General features: G+C 63.7%; 15 protein-coding genes. 5 read left to right on the top strand and 10 right to left on the bottom strand.

Features of this window, described 5'->3' with window-relative positions; translation table 11 throughout:
* Positions 1 to 82 precede the first annotated feature (82 nt).
* The 7 genes from KI242_RS03085 to KI242_RS03055 all read right to left on the bottom strand — a co-directional run bounded on the left by KI242_RS03085 (position 83) and on the right by KI242_RS03055 (position 8,427).
* The gene (locus tag KI242_RS03085; RefSeq protein WP_011058970.1) at positions 83 to 799 is read right to left on the bottom strand and encodes an ABC transporter ATP-binding protein; all 717 of its coding nucleotides are present in this window, start codon (positions 797 to 799) and stop codon (positions 83 to 85) included.
* Entirely contained in the window at positions 796 to 1,668 is an 873-nt protein-coding gene (locus KI242_RS03080) for an ATP-binding cassette domain-containing protein (protein ID WP_011058969.1), read from the bottom strand. Before KI242_RS03080 ends, KI242_RS03085 begins: the two co-directional genes overlap by 4 nt.
* Positions 1,665 to 2,960 (bottom strand): high-affinity branched-chain amino acid ABC transporter permease LivM, encoded by a 1,296-nt coding sequence (livM, locus tag KI242_RS03075; RefSeq protein WP_015633950.1) that lies wholly within the window; start codon positions 2,958 to 2,960, stop codon positions 1,665 to 1,667. The genes KI242_RS03080 and livM overlap by 4 nt, the downstream gene beginning before the upstream one ends.
* A 2-nt stretch (positions 2,961 to 2,962) precedes the next feature.
* Positions 2,963 to 3,877, bottom strand: a complete 915-nt coding sequence (locus KI242_RS03070; RefSeq protein WP_011058967.1) for a branched-chain amino acid ABC transporter permease — start codon at positions 3,875 to 3,877, stop codon at positions 2,963 to 2,965.
* 161 nt (positions 3,878 to 4,038) lie between these two features.
* Complete coding sequence (locus KI242_RS03065; RefSeq protein WP_011058966.1) at positions 4,039 to 5,175, bottom strand: branched-chain amino acid ABC transporter substrate-binding protein; 1,137 nt, start codon at positions 5,173 to 5,175, stop codon at positions 4,039 to 4,041.
* A 364-nt stretch (positions 5,176 to 5,539) separates the two neighbouring features.
* Positions 5,540 to 6,823 (bottom strand): FAD-binding oxidoreductase, encoded by a 1,284-nt coding sequence (locus KI242_RS03060; protein WP_053148791.1) that lies wholly within the window; start codon positions 6,821 to 6,823, stop codon positions 5,540 to 5,542.
* 113 nt (positions 6,824 to 6,936) lie between these two features.
* Entirely contained in the window at positions 6,937 to 8,427 is a 1,491-nt protein-coding gene (locus KI242_RS03055) for an aldehyde dehydrogenase family protein (protein WP_011058964.1), read from the bottom strand.
* 170 nt (positions 8,428 to 8,597) lie between these two features.
* On the opposite strand from KI242_RS03055, the gene KI242_RS03050 reads away from it, so the two are divergent.
* The 3 genes from KI242_RS03050 to nadE all read left to right on the top strand — a co-directional run bounded on the left by KI242_RS03050 (position 8,598) and on the right by nadE (position 11,748).
* Positions 8,598 to 9,500 (top strand): LysR family transcriptional regulator, encoded by a 903-nt coding sequence (locus KI242_RS03050; RefSeq protein ID WP_015633948.1) that lies wholly within the window; start codon positions 8,598 to 8,600, stop codon positions 9,498 to 9,500.
* 202 nt (positions 9,501 to 9,702) lie between these two features.
* A complete protein-coding gene (gene pncB, locus KI242_RS03045; protein WP_015633947.1) occupies positions 9,703 to 10,917 on the top strand; it encodes a nicotinate phosphoribosyltransferase in 1,215 nt (404 codons plus the stop codon).
* A gap of 3 nt (positions 10,918 to 10,920) precedes the next feature.
* Positions 10,921 to 11,748, top strand: a complete 828-nt coding sequence (nadE, locus tag KI242_RS03040; protein ID WP_015633946.1) for an ammonia-dependent NAD(+) synthetase — start codon at positions 10,921 to 10,923, stop codon at positions 11,746 to 11,748.
* Positions 11,749 to 11,901: 153 nt separating this feature from the next.
* On the opposite strand, the gene azu is transcribed toward nadE, so the two are convergent.
* Positions 11,902 to 12,348 carry an azurin gene (azu, locus tag KI242_RS03035; RefSeq protein WP_011058960.1) on the bottom strand — a complete coding sequence of 149 codons (447 nt, stop codon included), beginning with the start codon at positions 12,346 to 12,348 and terminating at the stop codon, positions 11,902 to 11,904.
* Positions 12,349 to 12,699: 351 nt separating this feature from the next.
* On the opposite strand from azu, the gene KI242_RS03030 reads away from it, so the two are divergent.
* Positions 12,700 to 13,287 carry a TIGR00730 family Rossman fold protein gene (locus KI242_RS03030; protein WP_011058959.1) on the top strand — a complete coding sequence of 196 codons (588 nt, stop codon included), beginning with the start codon at positions 12,700 to 12,702 and terminating at the stop codon, positions 13,285 to 13,287.
* A 68-nt stretch (positions 13,288 to 13,355) separates the two neighbouring features.
* Positions 13,356 to 13,532 carry a hypothetical protein gene (locus tag KI242_RS03025; RefSeq protein ID WP_011058958.1) on the top strand — a complete coding sequence of 59 codons (177 nt, stop codon included), beginning with the start codon at positions 13,356 to 13,358 and terminating at the stop codon, positions 13,530 to 13,532.
* Positions 13,533 to 13,641: 109 nt separating this feature from the next.
* Here KI242_RS03025 and KI242_RS03020 read toward each other — a convergent pair whose 3' ends face one another.
* Positions 13,642 to 14,532 (bottom strand): transglutaminase family protein, encoded by an 891-nt coding sequence (locus KI242_RS03020; protein WP_011058957.1) that lies wholly within the window; start codon positions 14,530 to 14,532, stop codon positions 13,642 to 13,644.
* Positions 14,532 to 17,018 (bottom strand): circularly permuted type 2 ATP-grasp protein, encoded by a 2,487-nt coding sequence (locus KI242_RS03015; RefSeq protein ID WP_053148784.1) that lies wholly within the window; start codon positions 17,016 to 17,018, stop codon positions 14,532 to 14,534. Before KI242_RS03015 ends, KI242_RS03020 begins: the two co-directional genes overlap by 1 nt.
* Positions 17,019 to 17,100: the final 82 nt, after the last annotated feature.

Here is a 17,100-nt window from a genome sequence, read left to right as displayed (position 1 = left end):
AGGGGAGGACGGGATGGGGTGGGCATAACAATGCCCCGGCGGCGCGGGCCGGCGGGGCATGCTTTATCCACAGAGCGGACGGTCAGTGGCCGCCCAGGTAAGCGTTGCGCACCTCCTCGTTGACCAGCAGTTCCTTGCCGGTGCCGCTCAGGCGGATCTCGCCGTTGACCATCACGTAGGCGCGGTCCGAGAGCTTCAGCGCGTGGTTGGCGTTCTGCTCCACCAGGAAGATGGTCATGCCGGTGGCCGCCAACTCCCTCAAGGTGGCGAAGATCTGCTTCACCACGATCGGCGCCAGGCCCAGGCTCGGCTCATCCAGCAGCAGCAACTTGGGCCGGCTCATCAATGCCCGGGCAATGGCCAGCATCTGCTGCTCGCCGCCAGACATGGTCATGGCCCGCTGGGTACGCCGTTCCTTGAGGCGGGGAAACAGCTCGAACATGCGCTGCATGTCCTCATTGGCGTACTTGTCGCCAATGGGGATGGTGCCCATCAGCAGGTTTTCCTCCACGGTCATGTCGGGGAACACCCGACGCCCTTCCGGGGACTGGGCGATACCGTTGGAGGCGATGTAGTGGGACGACTTGTGGGTGATGTCCACACCGCGATAGAGAATCTGCCCGGACTCCGCCCGGGGCTGGCCGAAGATCGACATCAGCAGGGTCGACTTGCCGGCGCCGTTGGAGCCGATCAGGCTCACGGTTTCCCCTTCGTTGATGTGCAGCGAGACTTTCTTCAGGGCCTGGATCGGGCCGTAGTACACGTCCAGGTCCTTGAGTTCGAGGATAGGTTGAGTCATGCCAGCTCCTCTTCGTCGGCACCCAGGTAGGCGGCAATCACTTTCGGATCATTGCGGATCGCCTCCGGGCCGCCCTCGGCGATCACGTTGCCGTGGTCGAGCACCACGATGTGGTCGGAAATACTCATCACCATGCCCATGTCGTGTTCGATCAGCACCACGGTCAGGTCGTGCTCGTCGCGCAGCAGCCGGATCATTGCGCTCAGCGCCTCGGTTTCCTGGGGGTTGAGGCCGGCGGCCGGCTCGTCGAGGCAGATGATCTGCGGCCGGGTGCACATGGCCCGGGCGATCTCCAGGCGCCGTTGCTGGCCGTAGGACAACTCGCCGGCCAGGCGGTTGGCGCAGTCCACCAGGTCCACCACCTCCAGCCAGTAGAAGGCATGGTCCAGGGCGGCGCTTTCCGCCTTGCGGTAGCCCTTGGTGTTGAGGATGCCCGCCAGCAGGTTGCGGTTGACCCACATGTGCTGGGCCACCAGCAAGTTTTCCACCACGGACATTTCCTTGAACAGGCGAATGTTCTGGAAGGTCCGCGCCAGGCCGGCGCGGTTCACCAGGTGGGTGCCGCCGAACATCTTGTAGTACAGGCGGCTGGCGAAGCTTTTCGGCGAGACGAAGTCGGTGGCGCGAAAGGGCTCGCCCAGGAGCTTGATGACGTTGGTCTGCCGGCCCCGGGTATTGAGCTCGATGCGCCCGCCGGAGGCCTTGTAGAAGCCGGTCAGGCAGTTGAACACCGTGGTCTTGCCGGCGCCGTTGGGGCCGATCAGGGCGAAGATCGAGTTGCGCTTGACCTTCAGGCTGACGTCGCTGAGGGCCTTGATGCCACCGAAGTGCATCATCAGGTTTTCGACCGAAAGAATGTATTCGCTCATGGCGCGTTCCCCTCAGTCAGAGCACCTTTGCGTGGAGTGACGCCAGTACGGCTGATGCGGATCAGCCCTCGCGGTCGCCAGATCATCATCAACACCATGAGAATGCCGAACAGCAGCACCCGGTACTCGGAGAAGCTGCGCAGCAACTCCGGCGCCACAGTCAGCACGAAGGCCGCGATCACCACGCCCACCGTCGAGCCCATGCCCCCCAGCACCACGATGGCCAGGATCAGCGCCGATTCGAAGAAGGTGAACGACGACGGGTTGACGAAGCCCTGGTAGCTGGCGAAGAACACCCCGGCCAGGCCGGCGGTGGAAGCACCGATGGTGAAGGCCGAGAGTTTGACCAGCACATGGTTCAGGCCCATGGCGCGGCAGGCGATCTCGTCTTCACGCAGGGCTTCCCAGGCCCGCCCCACGGGCATGCGGGTCAGCCGGTGCTTGATGTAGAGCACCAGCAGCACCACCAGGAACAGCACGATGTAGATGAACAGGAACTTCAGGTTGGGGTTGTATTCCAGGCCGAAGAACTCATGAAACGGCACCCCGCCGTCCTTGGCCTTGCGGCCGAACTCCAGGCCCAGGAAAGTCGGCGACGGTACCGGCATGCCGTTGGGGCCACCGGTGAAGGACAGCCAGTTATTGAGCACCAGGCGGATGATCTCGCCAAAGCCCAGGGTCACGATGGCCAGGTAGTCGCCGTGCATCCTCAGCACCGGGAAGCCCAATATGCACCCCGCCAGGGCCGCGGCAATCGCCGCCAGGGGCAGCACGCTCCAGAAGCCCAGGCCCAGGTACTGGTAGCCCAGGGCCAGGCCGTAGGCGCCGATGGCGTAGAACGCCACGTAGCCCAGGTCCAGCAGGCCCGCCAGCCCCACCACGATGTTCAGCCCCAGGCCCAGCAGTACGTATATCAACCCGAGAATGACCACGGTCAGCAGGTACTTGTTGGCGAAGAACGGAAACACGATGGCGATCACGATCAGGGCCGGGATGATCCAGCGCAGCCGCGACTTGTAGTCCGGCGCCAGCACATGCACGCCGGAGCCGGTGCTTTCAAAGCCCTGGAGAATCTTCAGGCCCTTGGGGGTTTGCAGGAACAGGCTCAGGGCCAGCCGGCCGGCCATGACAATGGCTACCAGCCAGGCCACGCGAGTCGGCTGCAGGTTGAAACTGTAGCCATCGAGCACCACACCCACGATGGGGCCAAACACGATCAGCGAGATCAGCCCGGCCAGCACGGCGTCGATGACGCTCTTTTTGATATCAATCGGTTTATTGGCAGCAGACATACTTACACCTTCGCCACGAGTGGGCGACCCAGCAGGCCTTGGGGACGGAAGATCAGGATCAGCACCAGCAGCGAGAAACTGAACACGTCTTTGTAGTCGGAGTTGATCAAGCCGGAGAACAGCGACTCGGAGATGCCGAGGATGATCCCGCCGAGCATCGCCCCAGGCAGCGAGCCGATGCCGCCGAGTACCGCCGCGGTGAACGCCTTGATGCCGATGACGAAGCCGGCATAGAAGTCGAACGTGCCGTAGTTCATGGTGATCAGCACCCCGGCCAGGGCCGCCATGGCCGCGCCGATGACGAACACGTAGGAGATCACCCGGTCGGTGTTGATGCCGAGGATCGACGCCATCTTGCGGTCTTGCTGGGTGGCCCGGCACATACGCCCGAGCTTGGTGTACTTGATGATGTAGGTGAGCAGTGCCATGCCGGCGAACGCCGCCACCAGGATGAAGATCTTGGTGTAGGTGAGCTGCACGAAGCCTGTGCCGATATCGACTTTCCAGGCCCCGGCCAGCAGGGTCGGAACCCCTTGCTGCTTGGCACCCTGGCTGATCTGCGCGTAGTTCTGCAGGATCAGCGAAATGCCGATGGCGCTGATCAGCGGCGCCAGGCGGGTGGAGTTGCGCAGGGGTTTGTAGGCCACGCGCTCGATGACCCAGCCATAGATCCCTGTCACCACGACGGTGAAGATCAGCGTGCCGAGAATGAGTAGCGGGAAGGATTCAATGCCGAAATAGGCCAGCAGAGCCAGACTGATTGCCGCGAGGTAGGCGGAAATCATGTAAACCTCGCCGTGGGCGAAGTTGATCATGCCGATGATGCCATAGACCATTGTGTAGCCGATGGCGATCAGACCGTAGACGGACCCGAGGGTCAGCCCATTGATCAGTTGCTGCAGGAAAATACCATCCATAACGCAATCTCACGGACTTGAGAGACTGCACAGGCCGTCGACGCCGGACAGGGATCACCCGTCTGCGCAACACGTCCGTTGTGCAGCTCTACGAGAAAAGGCAAGTACTGCACGAGCAGGGACCGGTACCAGGGGGTGGTACCGGCCCGTTCGGACTCATGTCACTTCTGTTTTTCCAGCTGGTGGTACTTGCCGTCCTTGTCCCACTGATAGACCACGTAGTCGGAAACCTTGAGGTCACCCTTGGCGTCCCAGGACTTCTCGCCCATCACGGTTTTCACCGGATTGGCCTTGAGCCATTTGGCCGCATCTTCGCCCTTGTTGGACTTGGCGCCGCCGAAGCCGGCCGCCAGGGCCTGGATCGAGGCATAAGCGTACAGGGTATAGCCCTCTGGCTCGGTGCCGGCCTTGCGGAAGGCATCCACCACAGCCTTGCTGTCTGGCAGCAGGCGCGGGTCGGCGCCGAAGGTCATGTACACGCCGTCAACGTATTGCGGGCCACCGGCGGTGGTCACCAATTCGTCGGTAACGATGCCGTCGTCGGACATGAACTTCACGTCCTTCAGGCCCTGCTCGCGCAGTTGGCGTACCAGCGGACCGGCTTCCGGATGCAGGCCGCCGAAGTACACCACGTCGGCGCCGGCGGCGCGGATCTTGGTCACCACGGCGCTGAAGTCTTTCTCGCCACGGGTCAGGCCCTCGTACAGCACCGGGGTCACGCCGCGCTTGGTCAACTGTGCCTTGGTGGCATCCGCCAGGCCCTGGCCGTAGGTGTCCTTGTCGTGCAGCACCACGACTTTCTTGCCCTTGAGCACATCGATGATGTAGTCACCGGCGACGATGCCCTGCTGGTCGTCACGCCCGCACATGCGGAACATCGCGGAGAGGCCACGCTCGGTGACCTGGGGGTTGGTGGAGCCCGGGGTGATGGCAATCACACCGGCGTCGCTGTACACCTCGGAAGCCGGAATGGTCGACGAGGAGCAGAAGTGCCCGACCACGCCGGCCACCTTGTCCTGGTCCACCAGGCGGTTGGCCACTGCCACCGCCTGCTTGGGTTCACAGGCGTCATCGCCCTTGACCAGGACGATCTTCTCGCCATTGACCCCGCCCTTGGCGTTGATCTCGTCAGCCGCTGCCTGTGCACCCTTCATGTACTGCTCGCCAAATGCCGCGTTGGCGCCTGTCATGGGACCCGCTACACCGATCTTCAGGTCGGCTTGAGCAAACGCAGAAACACCCAGCGCAGTTGCCACTGCGAGGGCCAGAAAGCCTTTCTTGTAAAACGTCTGGGACATGAGGTGGTGCTCCAAGGTTTTTTTAGTTGGCACTGCGACTTCACTAAGGTTGCTCAGAGCAAGCGCCGTGCCAGTGGTTTTTTATTCTGAAAAAAGTCGCTGTCTTATTGTTATTTCGACTGTTTCGAGCCCTTTTTTATTGGGCGTGCAACCGTCTAAACCGCGGAAGGTGAAACCCTGCTTTTTAATGGGCGCAACCCATGCGTGCCATCATTGCAACCGCGACACAATTCAACGTGCAACCCTGCTGTAACAGCTCGCGTCACCGAACTGCACACTGCTGGTGCGAGACTGCTACGAGCCGCACCATTACAGGCTAGTCGCTGCATCGAAAAGCGTCGTCGGCCGCCCACTATTTCCTTGTTCAGATCACAATTCGCAGGCACTGGCCCGCGTGGTAGAGGGAGAAGCCGGCTTCGTACAGGCAACTGCGCAAGCCCACGCCGGCCAGGGGCTGCATGGCTGCGAAGGGGATCGGCAGGGCCTGGGGGTCGCCGTTGCACAGGTAGTCGGCGAAGGCCTTGCCCACCACGGTTCCGGTGGTCACGCCCCGGCCGTTGTAACCGGTGACAGCCACCAGGCCCGGGGCCGGCTCGAACAGGCGCATCAGGTGGTCGGGGGTGAAGGCGATGCAGCCGGTCCAGGTGCATTCCCACTCCACCGGCTTGAGGTACGGGAAGTAATGCTGCTGTACGCGGTCGGCCCAGGCCTTGAGGAACCACAAGGGCTTCTGGCTGCCATTGCCCAGGCTGCCCAGCAACAGGCGGCCCTCGGCATCCCGGCGGATGCTGCTGAGCACCTGTCGGGTATCCCAGGAGCCCTGGCCCCCGGGCAGGATCTGCTGCGCCGCTTCTTCGGTCAGGGGCGCGGAAGCCACCTGGTAGTAGTAGCCGGGGAAGAAGTTGCGCCGCAGCTCGGTCCAGTCGCCTTCGGTGTAGGCGTTGGAGGCGATCACCACCTGCTCGGCCAGCACCGAGCCCTGCTCGGTCTGCACCGACCAGCGCTGGCCCTGGCGCTCCAGGCGGGTGACCGGGGAATGGTCGAACAGACGCCCGCCCAATTCCGTCGCCGCCCTGGCCAGGCCGCTGACGTAAGCCATGGGGTTGAGGGTTCCCGCCCGCCGGTCGAGCAGGGCCGCGGCAATCTTGCGAGTGCCGGTGGCCGCCTCGCACGCCGCGCCGGTCAGCAACTCCACGGGGGCCCCGCGACGTTTCCACTGTTCTTCACGGCTGCGCAGATCGGCCTCACCCCGGGCGTTGTGGGCCATGTGCAAAGTGCCTTCGCGGCGCAGCTGGCAATCGATGTGGTACTTGTCCACCAGGCTGAACACCAATGACGGCGCCGCGCCGAGCATGCGGTTGAGCTGGCTGCCCACCTGCTCGCCGAAACCGGCCTCGATCTCGTCCGGCGGGATCCACATGCCGGCGTTCACCAGCCCGACGTTGCGCCCTGAACCGCCGTGCCCCGCGCGATGGGCTTCGACCACACAGACCCGCTTGCCCTGCTCCAGCAAATGCACGGCGGCCGACAGCCCGGTGAAGCCGGCGCCGATGATGCACACATCCGCCGTCAGCTCGCCCTTGAGCGGCGCCCTGTCAGGCCGTTGCGGAGTGAGTGTTTCCCACAGACATTGTTCTTGTAGCGCCATTGCCAGACTCCGAAATCAACGAACCACAGACGCTGAAACGCACTTGCCGCTGTTCGCCAGCAAGCTGGCTCCTACAAACCTCCCCGTAGGAGCGAGCGTGCTCGCGAAAAGACTCAATCGAAGGTGATGCCCTGGGCCAGCGGCAGCTCCCGGGAGTAGTTGACGGTGTTGGTCTGGCGCCGCATGTAGCCGCGCCAGGCATCGGAGCCGGATTCGCGACCGCCGCCGGTTTCCTTCTCGCCGCCGAAGGCGCCGCCGATCTCTGCGCCGCTGGGGCCGATGTTGACGTTGGCGATGCCGCAGTCGCTGCCCACCGCCGACATGAACTGCTCGGCTTCACGCACGTCGGTGGTGAAGATGCAGGACGACAGGCCCTGAGGCACGGCGTTGTTCAGGCGCAGCGCTTCTTCGAAGTCGTTGTAGCCGATCACATAGAGGATCGGCGCGAAGGTTTCGCTGCACACCACCTCGCTCTGCTCGGGCATTTCGACGATGGCCGGCGACACGTAGTAGGCGTTGGGGAACTGGTCCTGCAACTGGCGCTGGCCGCCGAAGACCCGGCCGCCCTCGCTCAGGGCCTGCTCCAGGGCATCCTGCATGGCCTCGAAACTGTGCTTGTCGATCAGCGGGCCGATCAGGTTGCCTTCCAGCGGATGGCCGATGCGCACCTTGGAATAGGCCGTCTTGAGGCGGCTGATGATTTCCTCTTTCACCGACTCGTGGGCAATCAGGCGACGCAGGGTGGTGCAACGCTGGCCGGCGGTACCCACGGCGCTGAACAGGATGGCGCGCACCGCCATGTCCAGGTCGGCGCTGGGGCCGAGAATCATGGCATTGTTGCCCCCCAGTTCGAGAATGCTGCGGGCAAAACGCGCGGCCACCTTGGGCGCCACTTCACGGCCCATGCGGGTGCTGCCAGTGGCGCTGATCAGGGCCACTCGTGGATCGTCCACCAGGGCGGCGCCAGCGTCGCGGCCACCGATGATCACCTGGCTCAGGTACTCGGGAGCGTCCTGGAAATTCTTCAGCACGCGCTCCAGCAGTGCCTGGCAAGCCAGGGCGGTGAGCGGGGTCTTTTCCGAGGGTTTCCAGATCACCGGGTTGCCGCAGACCAGCGCCAGGGTGGTGTTCCAGGCCCAGACCGCTACCGGGAAGTTGAAGGCGCTGATCACCCCGACAACCCCCAGGGGATGCCAGGTTTCACGCATGTGATGGCCCGGGCGCTCGGAGGCGATGGTCAGGCCGTAGAGCTGGCGCGACAGGCCGACGGCGAAGTCGCAGATGTCGATCATTTCCTGCACTTCCCCCAGGCCTTCCTGGGTGATCTTGCCGGCTTCCCAGGACACCAGCTCCCCCAGGTCGGCCTTGTACTCGCGCAGCACCTCGCCGAATTGCCGCACCAGCTCACCGCGACGGGGTGCCGGCACCTTGCGCCACAGGGCGAATGCATGCTCTGCGCGACTGACCTGCTGCTCCACCTCGGCGGCGCCCTGCCAGTTCACCGCGGCGATCCGGCTGCCGTCGATGGGCGAGTGCACAGGCTGGGTGCCCGACTGGTACAGGGCCGGGTTGACACCCAGACGATCAAGCAATGCGGCAACCATGGGGTTACTCCTTACAGATGAAAGCGAAAGAACCAGGCCGCTGCGACGGCCATCAAGGCTAGTAGTTGTAGCTGGCCCGAGACTTGCCAACAAACGACCTTTAAGCGAGATATCATTCCGTTTATTCATGCTGAGCCGCTCGCTGGCACCCATAAGAACAAGGACCACCCATGCTCAACAAACGCTACTTGCCGTCGATCACCGCCCTGCAGTGCTTCGAGGCCGTGACCCGGCACCTGAGCTTCACCCGTGCGGCCGAAGAGCTCAACCTGACCCAGAGCGCGGTGAGCAAGCAAGTGGCGCAACTGGAAGAGCTGCTGCAACACCTGCTGTTTCGTCGGGTACGGCGGCGCCTGCAACTGACTCCGGCCGGCGACCTGTACCTGGTGGAGGTGCGCAAGATCCTCACCCAGGTGGAGATGTCTACCCATTACCTGCGTTCCTACGGCGGCGAGACCGAAGTCCTACGAGTCTCCACGCCTTACACTTTTGGCGCCCGCTGGCTGGTGCCGCGCCTCAAGGGCTGGCGACTGCGCCACCCGCACATCCACCTGGACCTGTGCAATGAGCAAGAGCCTGACGAACTGCTCCAGGGCCATGCCGACCTGGCCTTCTACTTTGGCCAGGGTTCACGCCCCGGCACCGAGAGCCTGAAGCTGTTCAGCGAAGAGCTGGTGGCGGTCTGCGCCCCTGACAGCCTGCCCGCCGAGCCCTTGACCGACCCCAGGCAACTCACTGAACTGGTGCTGTTGCAGAACGCTTCACGGCCCCAGGGCTGGCACGAATGGTTCGACCAACAGGGCTACCAGACCGAGCACAGCTACCACGGCCCACGCTTCGAAACCTTCTATATGTGCATTCGTGCGGCCCAGGTCGGCTGCGGGGTCGCCCTGCTGCCACGTTTTCTGGTGGAAGAAGAACTGGCTGAAGGCAAGCTGGTGATCGCCTGGGAATACGCCATGCCCAGCCAGGACGCCTATTACCTGGCCTACCCCGAACACTCGGCGGAAGTGCCCAAGGTCCGGGACTTCGTGCGCTGGATGCTCGAACACAACGACTCGCCCCTCCCGTAGGAGCCGGTTTGCCGGCGATGGGGCCCTTGAGCCCTGCTCAAGACTGAAGATCCGTTCGCTGGCAAGCCAGCTCCTACGGCCGGAGAATGGCCCGCCACAAAAAACACTGGCAAAGCGCTGCGCGTCTATGCGCCACTAGCGCCTTCATTGAAAGAGCTGAATGCCGCACTTGTCCGTCGCGGCCAGCATGGAGATTCCCGTTATGAGCGAGAGTGTGTTTGCCGATCGCATCGTGCAGAACCTGCTCGACACCGACTTCTACAAACTGACCATGATGCAGGCGGTGCTGCACAACTACCCCAACGTCGAGGTGGAATGGGAGTTTCGTTGCCGTAACAGCGAGGACCTGCGGCCCTATCTGGCAGAGATCCGCTACCAGTTCGAGCGCCTGGCGGAACTGAGCCTGAGCGCCGACCAGCTGGGCTTTCTCGAACGAATCAGCTTCCTCAAGCCGGATTTCCTGCGCTTTCTCGGGCTGTTTCGCTTCAACCTGCGCTACGTGCATACCGGCATCGAGGACGGCGAGCTGTTTATCCGCCTGCGCGGCCCCTGGCTGCACGTGATCCTGTTCGAAGTGCCGATGCTGGCCATCATCAGCGAGGTGCGCAACCGCTACCGCTATCGCGAGATCCAGCTGGTCCAGGCCCGCGAGCAGCTGTACCGCAAGTTCGACTGGCTGACCGCCAACGCCAGCAGCGAAGAACTTTCCGAGCTGCAAGTGGCGGATTTCGGCACCCGCCGACGCTTTTCCTACCGAGTCCAGGAAGAAGTAGTGAACGTGCTCAAGCACGATTTCCCCGGACGTTTTGTCGGCACCAGCAACGTGCACCTGTCCCGGGAACTGAACATGAAACCCCTGGGCACCATGGCCCACGAATGGATCATGGCCCACCAGCAACTGGGGCCGCGGCTGATCGACAGCCAGATCGCCGCCCTCGACTGCTGGGTCCGCGAATACCGTGGCTTGCTGGGCATCGCCCTGACGGATTGCATCACCACCGATGCTTTCCTCGGCGATTTCGACCTGTTCTTCGCCAAGCTGTTCGACGGCCTGCGCCACGACTCCGGCGACCCGATCCTCTGGGCGGAAAAGGCCATCGCCCACTACCACAAGCTGGGCATCGATCCGATGAGCAAGACCCTGGTGTTCTCCGACAGCCTGAGCCTGCCGCGCGCCCTGGAAATATTCCGTGCGCTGCGGGGGCGGATCAATGTCAGCTTCGGCATCGGCACCAACCTGACCTGTGACATTCCCGGTGTCGAGCCGATGAGCATCGTGCTTAAAATGGCTGCCTGCAATGGCCAGCCCGTCGCCAAGATCTCCGATGAAGCGGGCAAGACCCATTGCAAGGATCCGAACTTCGTCGCTTACTTGCGCCACGTTTTCCAAGTACCTGCCCAACCTGGCAAGGAGTGAATCATGCAAGCCGTACAGCGTGAGATTGCGCAGCAGCTCAAGGTCCAAGCACCTTTTCCCGACCACGCCGCCCTTGAGGCAGAAATCGCCCGGCGCATCCGCTTCATCCAGGACTGCCTGGTCAATTCCGGGCTCAAGTCCCTGGTGCTGGGTATCAGCGGCGGTGTCGACTCCCTGACCGCCGGCCTGCTGGCCCAACGGGCGATGCGTGAATTGCGCGAACGCAGCGGGGACGATGGCTACCGCTTCATTGCCGTGCGCCTGCCCTATGAGACCCAGTTCGACGAACACGATGCCCAGGCCTCGGTGGACTTCATCAACCCTGACGAACGCCACACCGTGAACATCGGCCCGGCGGTCAGGGCCCTGGCCAACGAAGTGGCGGCCTTCGAGGGGCAGCACGCCGTGTCCCGGGATTTCGTCCTCGGCAACACCAAGGCGCGGATGCGCATGGTGGCCCAGTACACCATCGCCGGCGCCGCCCATGGCCTGGTGATAGGTACCGACCACGCCGCCGAAGCGGTGATGGGTTTCTTTACCAAGTTCGGTGACGGCGCCTGCGACCTGGCGCCCCTGAGCGGCCTGGTGAAAAACCAAGTGCGCTCCATTGCCCGCCACTTCGGTGCCCCGGAATCCCTGGTGGAAAAAGTCCCTACCGCTGACCTCGAAGACCTGTCGCCGGGCAAGCCGGACGAAGCGTCCCACGGCGTCACCTACGCCGAGATCGACGCCTTCCTGCATGGCCAGCCGGTACGTGAGGAAGCCTTCAAGATCATCTGCGACACCTACCGCAAGACCCATCACAAACGCGTCATGCCCTTCGCCCCATGACCCGCCTCGCTCTGTAGGTGCCGGCTTGCCGGCGAAAAGGCCGCTTGTGCTGCACAAGGCTCGAGGGCCTCTTCGCGGGCAAGCCCGCTCCTACGGATGCACACAAAAAAAGCGCCCCTGGGGGCGCTTTCTTGTTGCAGCCGGGCCTGATGCTTACTTCAGGACCACAGCGCCTTTCATCATCGAGTTGTGGCCTGGGAACGAGCAGAAGAACTGGTAGCTTTCGCCAGCGGTCAGCTTCGATACGTCGAAGGTCACCGAATCTTTCTCGCCGGCACCGATGATCTTGGTGTGGGCGATGACGCGGGTGTCGCCTTCCTTCAGGTAGCTCTTGTCGATGCCGGCGGCCATGCCGTCGGTGGCGATGCCAGCCATGTCTGCGGTCTTGCTCAGTACCCAGTTGTGGCCCATGACGTTCTTCGGCAGGCTGCCGGAGTGGGTCAGGTTCACGGTGAAGGTCTTGCAGCTCTTGTCGATGGTGATTTCCTTAGTGTTGAAGGACATCTGGTCGGTAGAGTCGACATCGACCTTGCATTCGGCGGCCATCAGTTGGCTGCTGGCCAGTGTCAACAGGGATACCGCAACGAGTTTGGCAAACATGGTGAATCTCCAAGGCAGGGTTAACAAAATCCATCTGAATCCATGGGACGGAAGACTGCCTGAATTTCTCGCAAGTTCCTATGATTTGCATCAAAAAATTGTATACAACTCTCTGCTATCGACCTGATCAAGACAATCAACCGGCCAGCGGCATGGCACGCTTCTAGAATCACGCCATCGTCCCTGATCGGAGTCACCCTCATGCCGTTGAACAGCCTGTTTCGCAGCTTGCTCGCCGCCTACGCCTGTGGCGCCAGCGGTACCCATGAAACCCCGCAACGGGAGGTTTAATACTTGGAGCGAGGCCGGCGAGCCTTTACTCTGAGGCCATCAATGACCTCGGAGTAAGGCATGTCGTTAACTTCTGTCTGTGTATTCTGTGGCGCCAGCACCGGCGCCAACCCTCTCTATCGTGAAGCCGCCCAGGCCCTGGGCCGGGCCATCGCCGAGCGTAGGCTGACCCTGGTGTATGGCGGCGGCGCGGTAGGGCTGATGGGCATCGTCGCCGACGCGGCCCTGGCGGCCGGGGGCGAAGTCATCGGGATCATTCCGCAAAGCCTGAAGGACAAGGAAATCGGCCATCGCGGCCTGACCCGCCTGGAAGTGGTGGACGGCATGCACGCCCGCAAGGCGCGCATGGCCGAGCTCAGCGACGCCTTCATCGCCCTGCCCGGCGGCCTGGGAACCCTGGAAGAACTGTTCGAAGTCTGGACCTGGGGCCAGTTGGGCTACCACCACAAGCCGCTCGGCCTGCTGGAAGTGAATGGCTTCTACGAAAAACTCAGCGGTTTTCTCGATCATATCGTCGGCGAAGGCTTCGTCCGTGCCCCGCACCGTGACATGCTGCAAATGAGCGAGTCGCCGGCCGGCCTGCTGGATGCGCTGGACGCCTGGCAACCGACGGTCCCGGACAAATGGGCCGAAGGCAAACCCAGCTAACCACCCGGCCCCGATAACAGGCAGAATACGCGCCGCTCAACCTCACCTTCGACCCCAGAGGATCGCCCATGGCCAAACCCAACTACTCCTTCGCCAAACGTCAACGTGACTTGGCCAAGGAACAGAAGAAAGAGGAAAAGCTGCAACGCAAGAAAGCCGCCGCTGAAGAAACCAGCGCACTGAACCCGGATGCAGAAGGTGAAGTGAGCGTCGACGACGCCGAGCCCGAGGCCCCCCAGGCCTGACCTGCCCCGTAGGAGCTGGCTGGCCAGCGAAAGCGCTCTCCAGCCCTACGCAATATCCGCAGGCCCCATCGCTGGCAAGCCGGCTCCTGCAAGGTCGGAGATGGCAGTGTCATGCCAGGGGCATGACGGTGACCCGAACATCCGGGTCATGGCTGCCCCCTCCCAGAATCACCCCACGCAACGGCGACACATCGGAAAAATCCCGGCCCCAGGCCAGGGTGATGTGCTCCAGCGCCGGCTGCACGTTGTTGGTCGGGTCGAAATCCACCCAGCCCAGCACCGGGCAAAACACTGAAACCCAGGCATGGGAAGCATCGGCGCCGATCAGCCGCGGCTGCCCCGGCGGTGGCTGGGTCAGCAGGTAGCCACTGACATAGCGCGCCGCCAGCCCTCGCGAGCGCAGGCAGGCCAGCATCAGGTGGGCGAAGTCCTGGCACACCCCGCGCCGACGTTCCAGCACCTCCACCAGCGGCGTCGCCACCTGGGTGGCTTCGGCGTCGAAAGTGAACTCACTGAAGATCTTCTCCATCAACGCCTGGGCGCCCTGCAACAGCGGCCGCCCCGGTACGAAGCAACTGGCGCAGAACTCGACAAAACTCTGCTTCAGATGCACATAAGGCGATTCGAAACGGTAGCGACAGGCTTCCAGCAACGCCTCGGACAAGGGCTGGCCACTGTAGGTCAGGGCGCCGCGGGCGGCATCCCAGGGCAGTGACGCGGCAAAATCCAGCGCCGGCCGCTCCAGCACCTCGACACTGAGCTGGGCATTGACCAGCAATTCGTCATGGGGCCGCTCGAAGGCCAGGCGGGTCAGCGGGTTGCCGAATACATCCTGCTCGTCACGACGGCTGGTAGGGTCGGGGCTGATCAGCAATTGCCGCTCGCTGCACAGTTGCCAGGCACAGGCCCGGGGCCACAGGTGCGCCAGTTGCTGGGCCAGGGACACCGGGCTGTCGTAGCGGTAGTGGGTGTCGTGGAACACCTGGTAGCGCGCGCTCATCAGACCGACACCGTTTGCTGGCTGACATCATCCACATGGGCGAAATGCCGCAGCGCCAGGCGGTCCGAAACCTGCCCGCTGACCTCGGCGATCTCCTGCAGCAGGTCCGCCAGGCCCTCCACTGCGGCGCGCACACTGGTCTCGCCGAACAGCGAGTTCTCCAGGCAGCCCAGGTCGAAATGCGCCAGGCGCTCCACCAGCCGCGGCAGCGCCAGCTCGCGGGGCACGCCGAAATCATCGTTGAGGCGCTTGAGGGTGCGGGTCACCAGCTTGAGCTGGAACAACACGGCGTGGGGGTTCTGTTCATCCAGCAGCAACAGGTCGAGGACCGGAATCAACTGCGCCACCGCCAGGTAGCGCGACCGGTAGGTGATGCTGCTGTTACCCAGCTCCAGCAGCCAGTCCAGGCCGGCCTGGTCGAAGGCCGCGGTGCCCCGCAGGAAGGCCGCGAGGCTGCTGCTGAGGAACTGCAGGCGCTCGATGCGCCGGCCAATCATCAGGAAGCGCCAGCCTTCGTCGCGGGTCATGTCGTCCAGGGCGAACCCGGAGAGCGCCGCCAGGGACATCACCAGGCGGTTGAGAAAATCCAGCAGTTCGGCGAAATCCGGCTCCGGAGTGTCCAGCTCCTGGGCCTCGCGCTGCAGCTCCACCAGGGCCTGCCAGTTTTCCCGGGACAGCTTGCCGCGTACCTGGGAAGCCGCCCACTGCAAGCGTTGCAGGTTGGAGCGCAGGCTGAAGGACCAGTCCTCACCCAACAGGGCCGCCAGCAGGCGCTCGGGCAGCTCGCCCTCATCCGGCAGCAGCATCAGGCTTTCTCCCAGGTCCACCGCGGCCAGCAAGGCTTGCGGGTCATCGCCGTCGACATAGCGCGCCAGCATGATCCGCAGCAGCCGCGCACTGTCGTCACAGCGCTCGCAATAACGGCCGAACCAGAACAGGTTTTCCACCACCCGCGACGGCAGGTAGGGATCGCGGCGCACCAGGTCATACACGCCGATGGTGCGCTGGGCCTTCCACTGCTCGCCGCTGGGCGCCCGCTCCCCCAGCACCCAGGTGTCCTTGCTGGCGCCACCGCGCTGCATCGACACCACTTCGGCACCGGCCTGGGCAGCGACCCGGGTCAGGCCTCCGGGCAGCACCCGGTAGCCGTCCTCGCTGGCCACCGCGTACACCCGCATGCCGATGGCACGGGGCTGCAGCTGCCCGTTCTCGGCCTGCCAGACCGGCGCCTGGGACAGTTGCGGCAATTCCTGGGCGACATAGGCATAGGGCCGCGCCCGCATGCGCTCAGCCAATTGCCGGCGTTGCTCGGGGTCCAGGTCGCGGCCCAGCACCGGGGTGAAGCTCTGGGAAGCGAAGGCCGGCTTGACCAGCAGATCCGGGAGTTTTTCCAGGGCCTGCTGCAACACCGGGGCCTCGCCGCACCACCAGGTAGCGATGGACGGCAGAAGCAGTTCCTCGCCCAGCAGAAACTGGCTGATCTTCGGCAGGAAGCCCAGCAGGCCGGGGGACTCCAGCACCCCGCTGCCCAGGGCGTTGGCCACCAGCACCCGGCCCTGGCGCACCGCGTCCAGCAGCCCGGGAACCCCCAGAGCCGAGTCGGTGCGCAACTCCAGCGGATCGCAGAAATCGTCGTCCAGGCGACGCATGATGGCGTGCACCCGGCGCAGGCCGCTGAGAGTCTTGAGGTACACCGTGGCATCACGCACGGTCAGGTCGCCGCCCTCCACCAGCGGGTAGCCAAGCTGTCGCGCCAGGTACAGGTGCTCGAAATAGCTCTCGTTGAACCGCCCTGGCGTCAGCAGCACCACCAGCGGCGCTTCGCTGTCCCGGGGTGCCTGGCGGGCCAGGGTTTCCTGCAGGGTGCGGAAGAACCCGGCCAGGTGCTGCACTTGCAGGTCGCGGTACAGGTCGGGGAACGCCCGGGACACGCTCATGCGGTTCTCCAGGGCATAGCCGGCCCCGGAGGGCGCCTGGGTACGGTCGGCGGTGACCCACCAGCGCCCGTCCGGGCTGCGTGCCAGGTCCACGGCATACAGGTGCAGGAAGGTCTGTTCCGGCGGGCAGATGCCCTGGCACGGCCAGAGGAAATTGTTGTGGCCGAACACCAGTTCCGCCGGCAGCAGCCCTTCGCGGATCAACCGCTGCGGGCCATACAGGTCCGCCAGCACGGCATTGAGCAGGCGAGCGCGCTGGGCGATTCCGGTGGACAGCAACTGCCATTCATCCGCCGCGATCACATGGGGCAACAGGTCCAGTTCCCAGGGCCGGTCGGCGCCCTTGGGGTCGGCATAGACGTTGTAGGTGACGCCGTTCTCGTGGATCTGCCGGGTCAGCAGCGCCTGGCGCTGGGCCAGTTGACCGGGGCTGCTGCGCTGCAACTGTTCCAGCAGCCGCTGCCAGTGCGCCCGGACCTGGCCCTGGTCATCCAGCAACTCGTGGTAGGTACCCGCCGTCAGCGGGTAACGGTCTAGCAAGTCAGGCATGGAACACTCGGCAGACGGCAGGGAAAGTCAGATTAACGCACCGCCATGACGCCCGGATATGGCTATCTCACAGGCGTCGCAG

The sequence above is a fragment of the Pseudomonas sp. Eqa60 genome, from assembly GCF_018326405.1.
GTDB lineage: Bacteria > Pseudomonadota > Gammaproteobacteria > Pseudomonadales > Pseudomonadaceae > Aquipseudomonas > Aquipseudomonas protegens.
Note: the sequence above shows the minus strand (reverse complement) of the source record. Positions and strands in the feature narration are given on the sequence as shown.

Coding starts and splice junctions, on each gene's coding strand:
- KI242_RS03070 (WP_011058967.1), bottom strand. CDS start 3,877: ATGGATGGTATTTTCCTGCAGCAACTGATCAATGGGCTGACCCTCGGG.
- nadE (WP_015633946.1), top strand. CDS start 10,921: ATGCAAGCCGTACAGCGTGAGATTGCGCAGCAGCTCAAGGTCCAAGCA.
- KI242_RS03065 (WP_011058966.1), bottom strand. CDS start 5,175: ATGTCCCAGACGTTTTACAAGAAAGGCTTTCTGGCCCTCGCAGTGGCA.
- KI242_RS03030 (WP_011058959.1), top strand. CDS start 12,700: ATGTCGTTAACTTCTGTCTGTGTATTCTGTGGCGCCAGCACCGGCGCC.
- KI242_RS03050 (WP_015633948.1), top strand. CDS start 8,598: ATGCTCAACAAACGCTACTTGCCGTCGATCACCGCCCTGCAGTGCTTC.
- KI242_RS03055 (WP_011058964.1), bottom strand. CDS start 8,427: ATGGTTGCCGCATTGCTTGATCGTCTGGGTGTCAACCCGGCCCTGTAC.
- KI242_RS03085 (WP_011058970.1), bottom strand. CDS start 799: ATGACTCAACCTATCCTCGAACTCAAGGACCTGGACGTGTACTACGGC.
- azu (WP_011058960.1), bottom strand. CDS start 12,348: ATGTTTGCCAAACTCGTTGCGGTATCCCTGTTGACACTGGCCAGCAGC.
- livM (WP_015633950.1), bottom strand. CDS start 2,960: ATGTCTGCTGCCAATAAACCGATTGATATCAAAAAGAGCGTCATCGAC.
- pncB (WP_015633947.1), top strand. CDS start 9,703: ATGAGCGAGAGTGTGTTTGCCGATCGCATCGTGCAGAACCTGCTCGAC.
- KI242_RS03025 (WP_011058958.1), top strand. CDS start 13,356: ATGGCCAAACCCAACTACTCCTTCGCCAAACGTCAACGTGACTTGGCC.
- KI242_RS03020 (WP_011058957.1), bottom strand. CDS start 14,532: ATGAGCGCGCGCTACCAGGTGTTCCACGACACCCACTACCGCTACGAC.
- KI242_RS03080 (WP_011058969.1), bottom strand. CDS start 1,668: ATGAGCGAATACATTCTTTCGGTCGAAAACCTGATGATGCACTTCGGT.
- KI242_RS03060 (WP_053148791.1), bottom strand. CDS start 6,823: ATGGCGCTACAAGAACAATGTCTGTGGGAAACACTCACTCCGCAACGG.
- KI242_RS03015 (WP_053148784.1), bottom strand. CDS start 17,018: ATGCCTGACTTGCTAGACCGTTACCCGCTGACGGCGGGTACCTACCAC.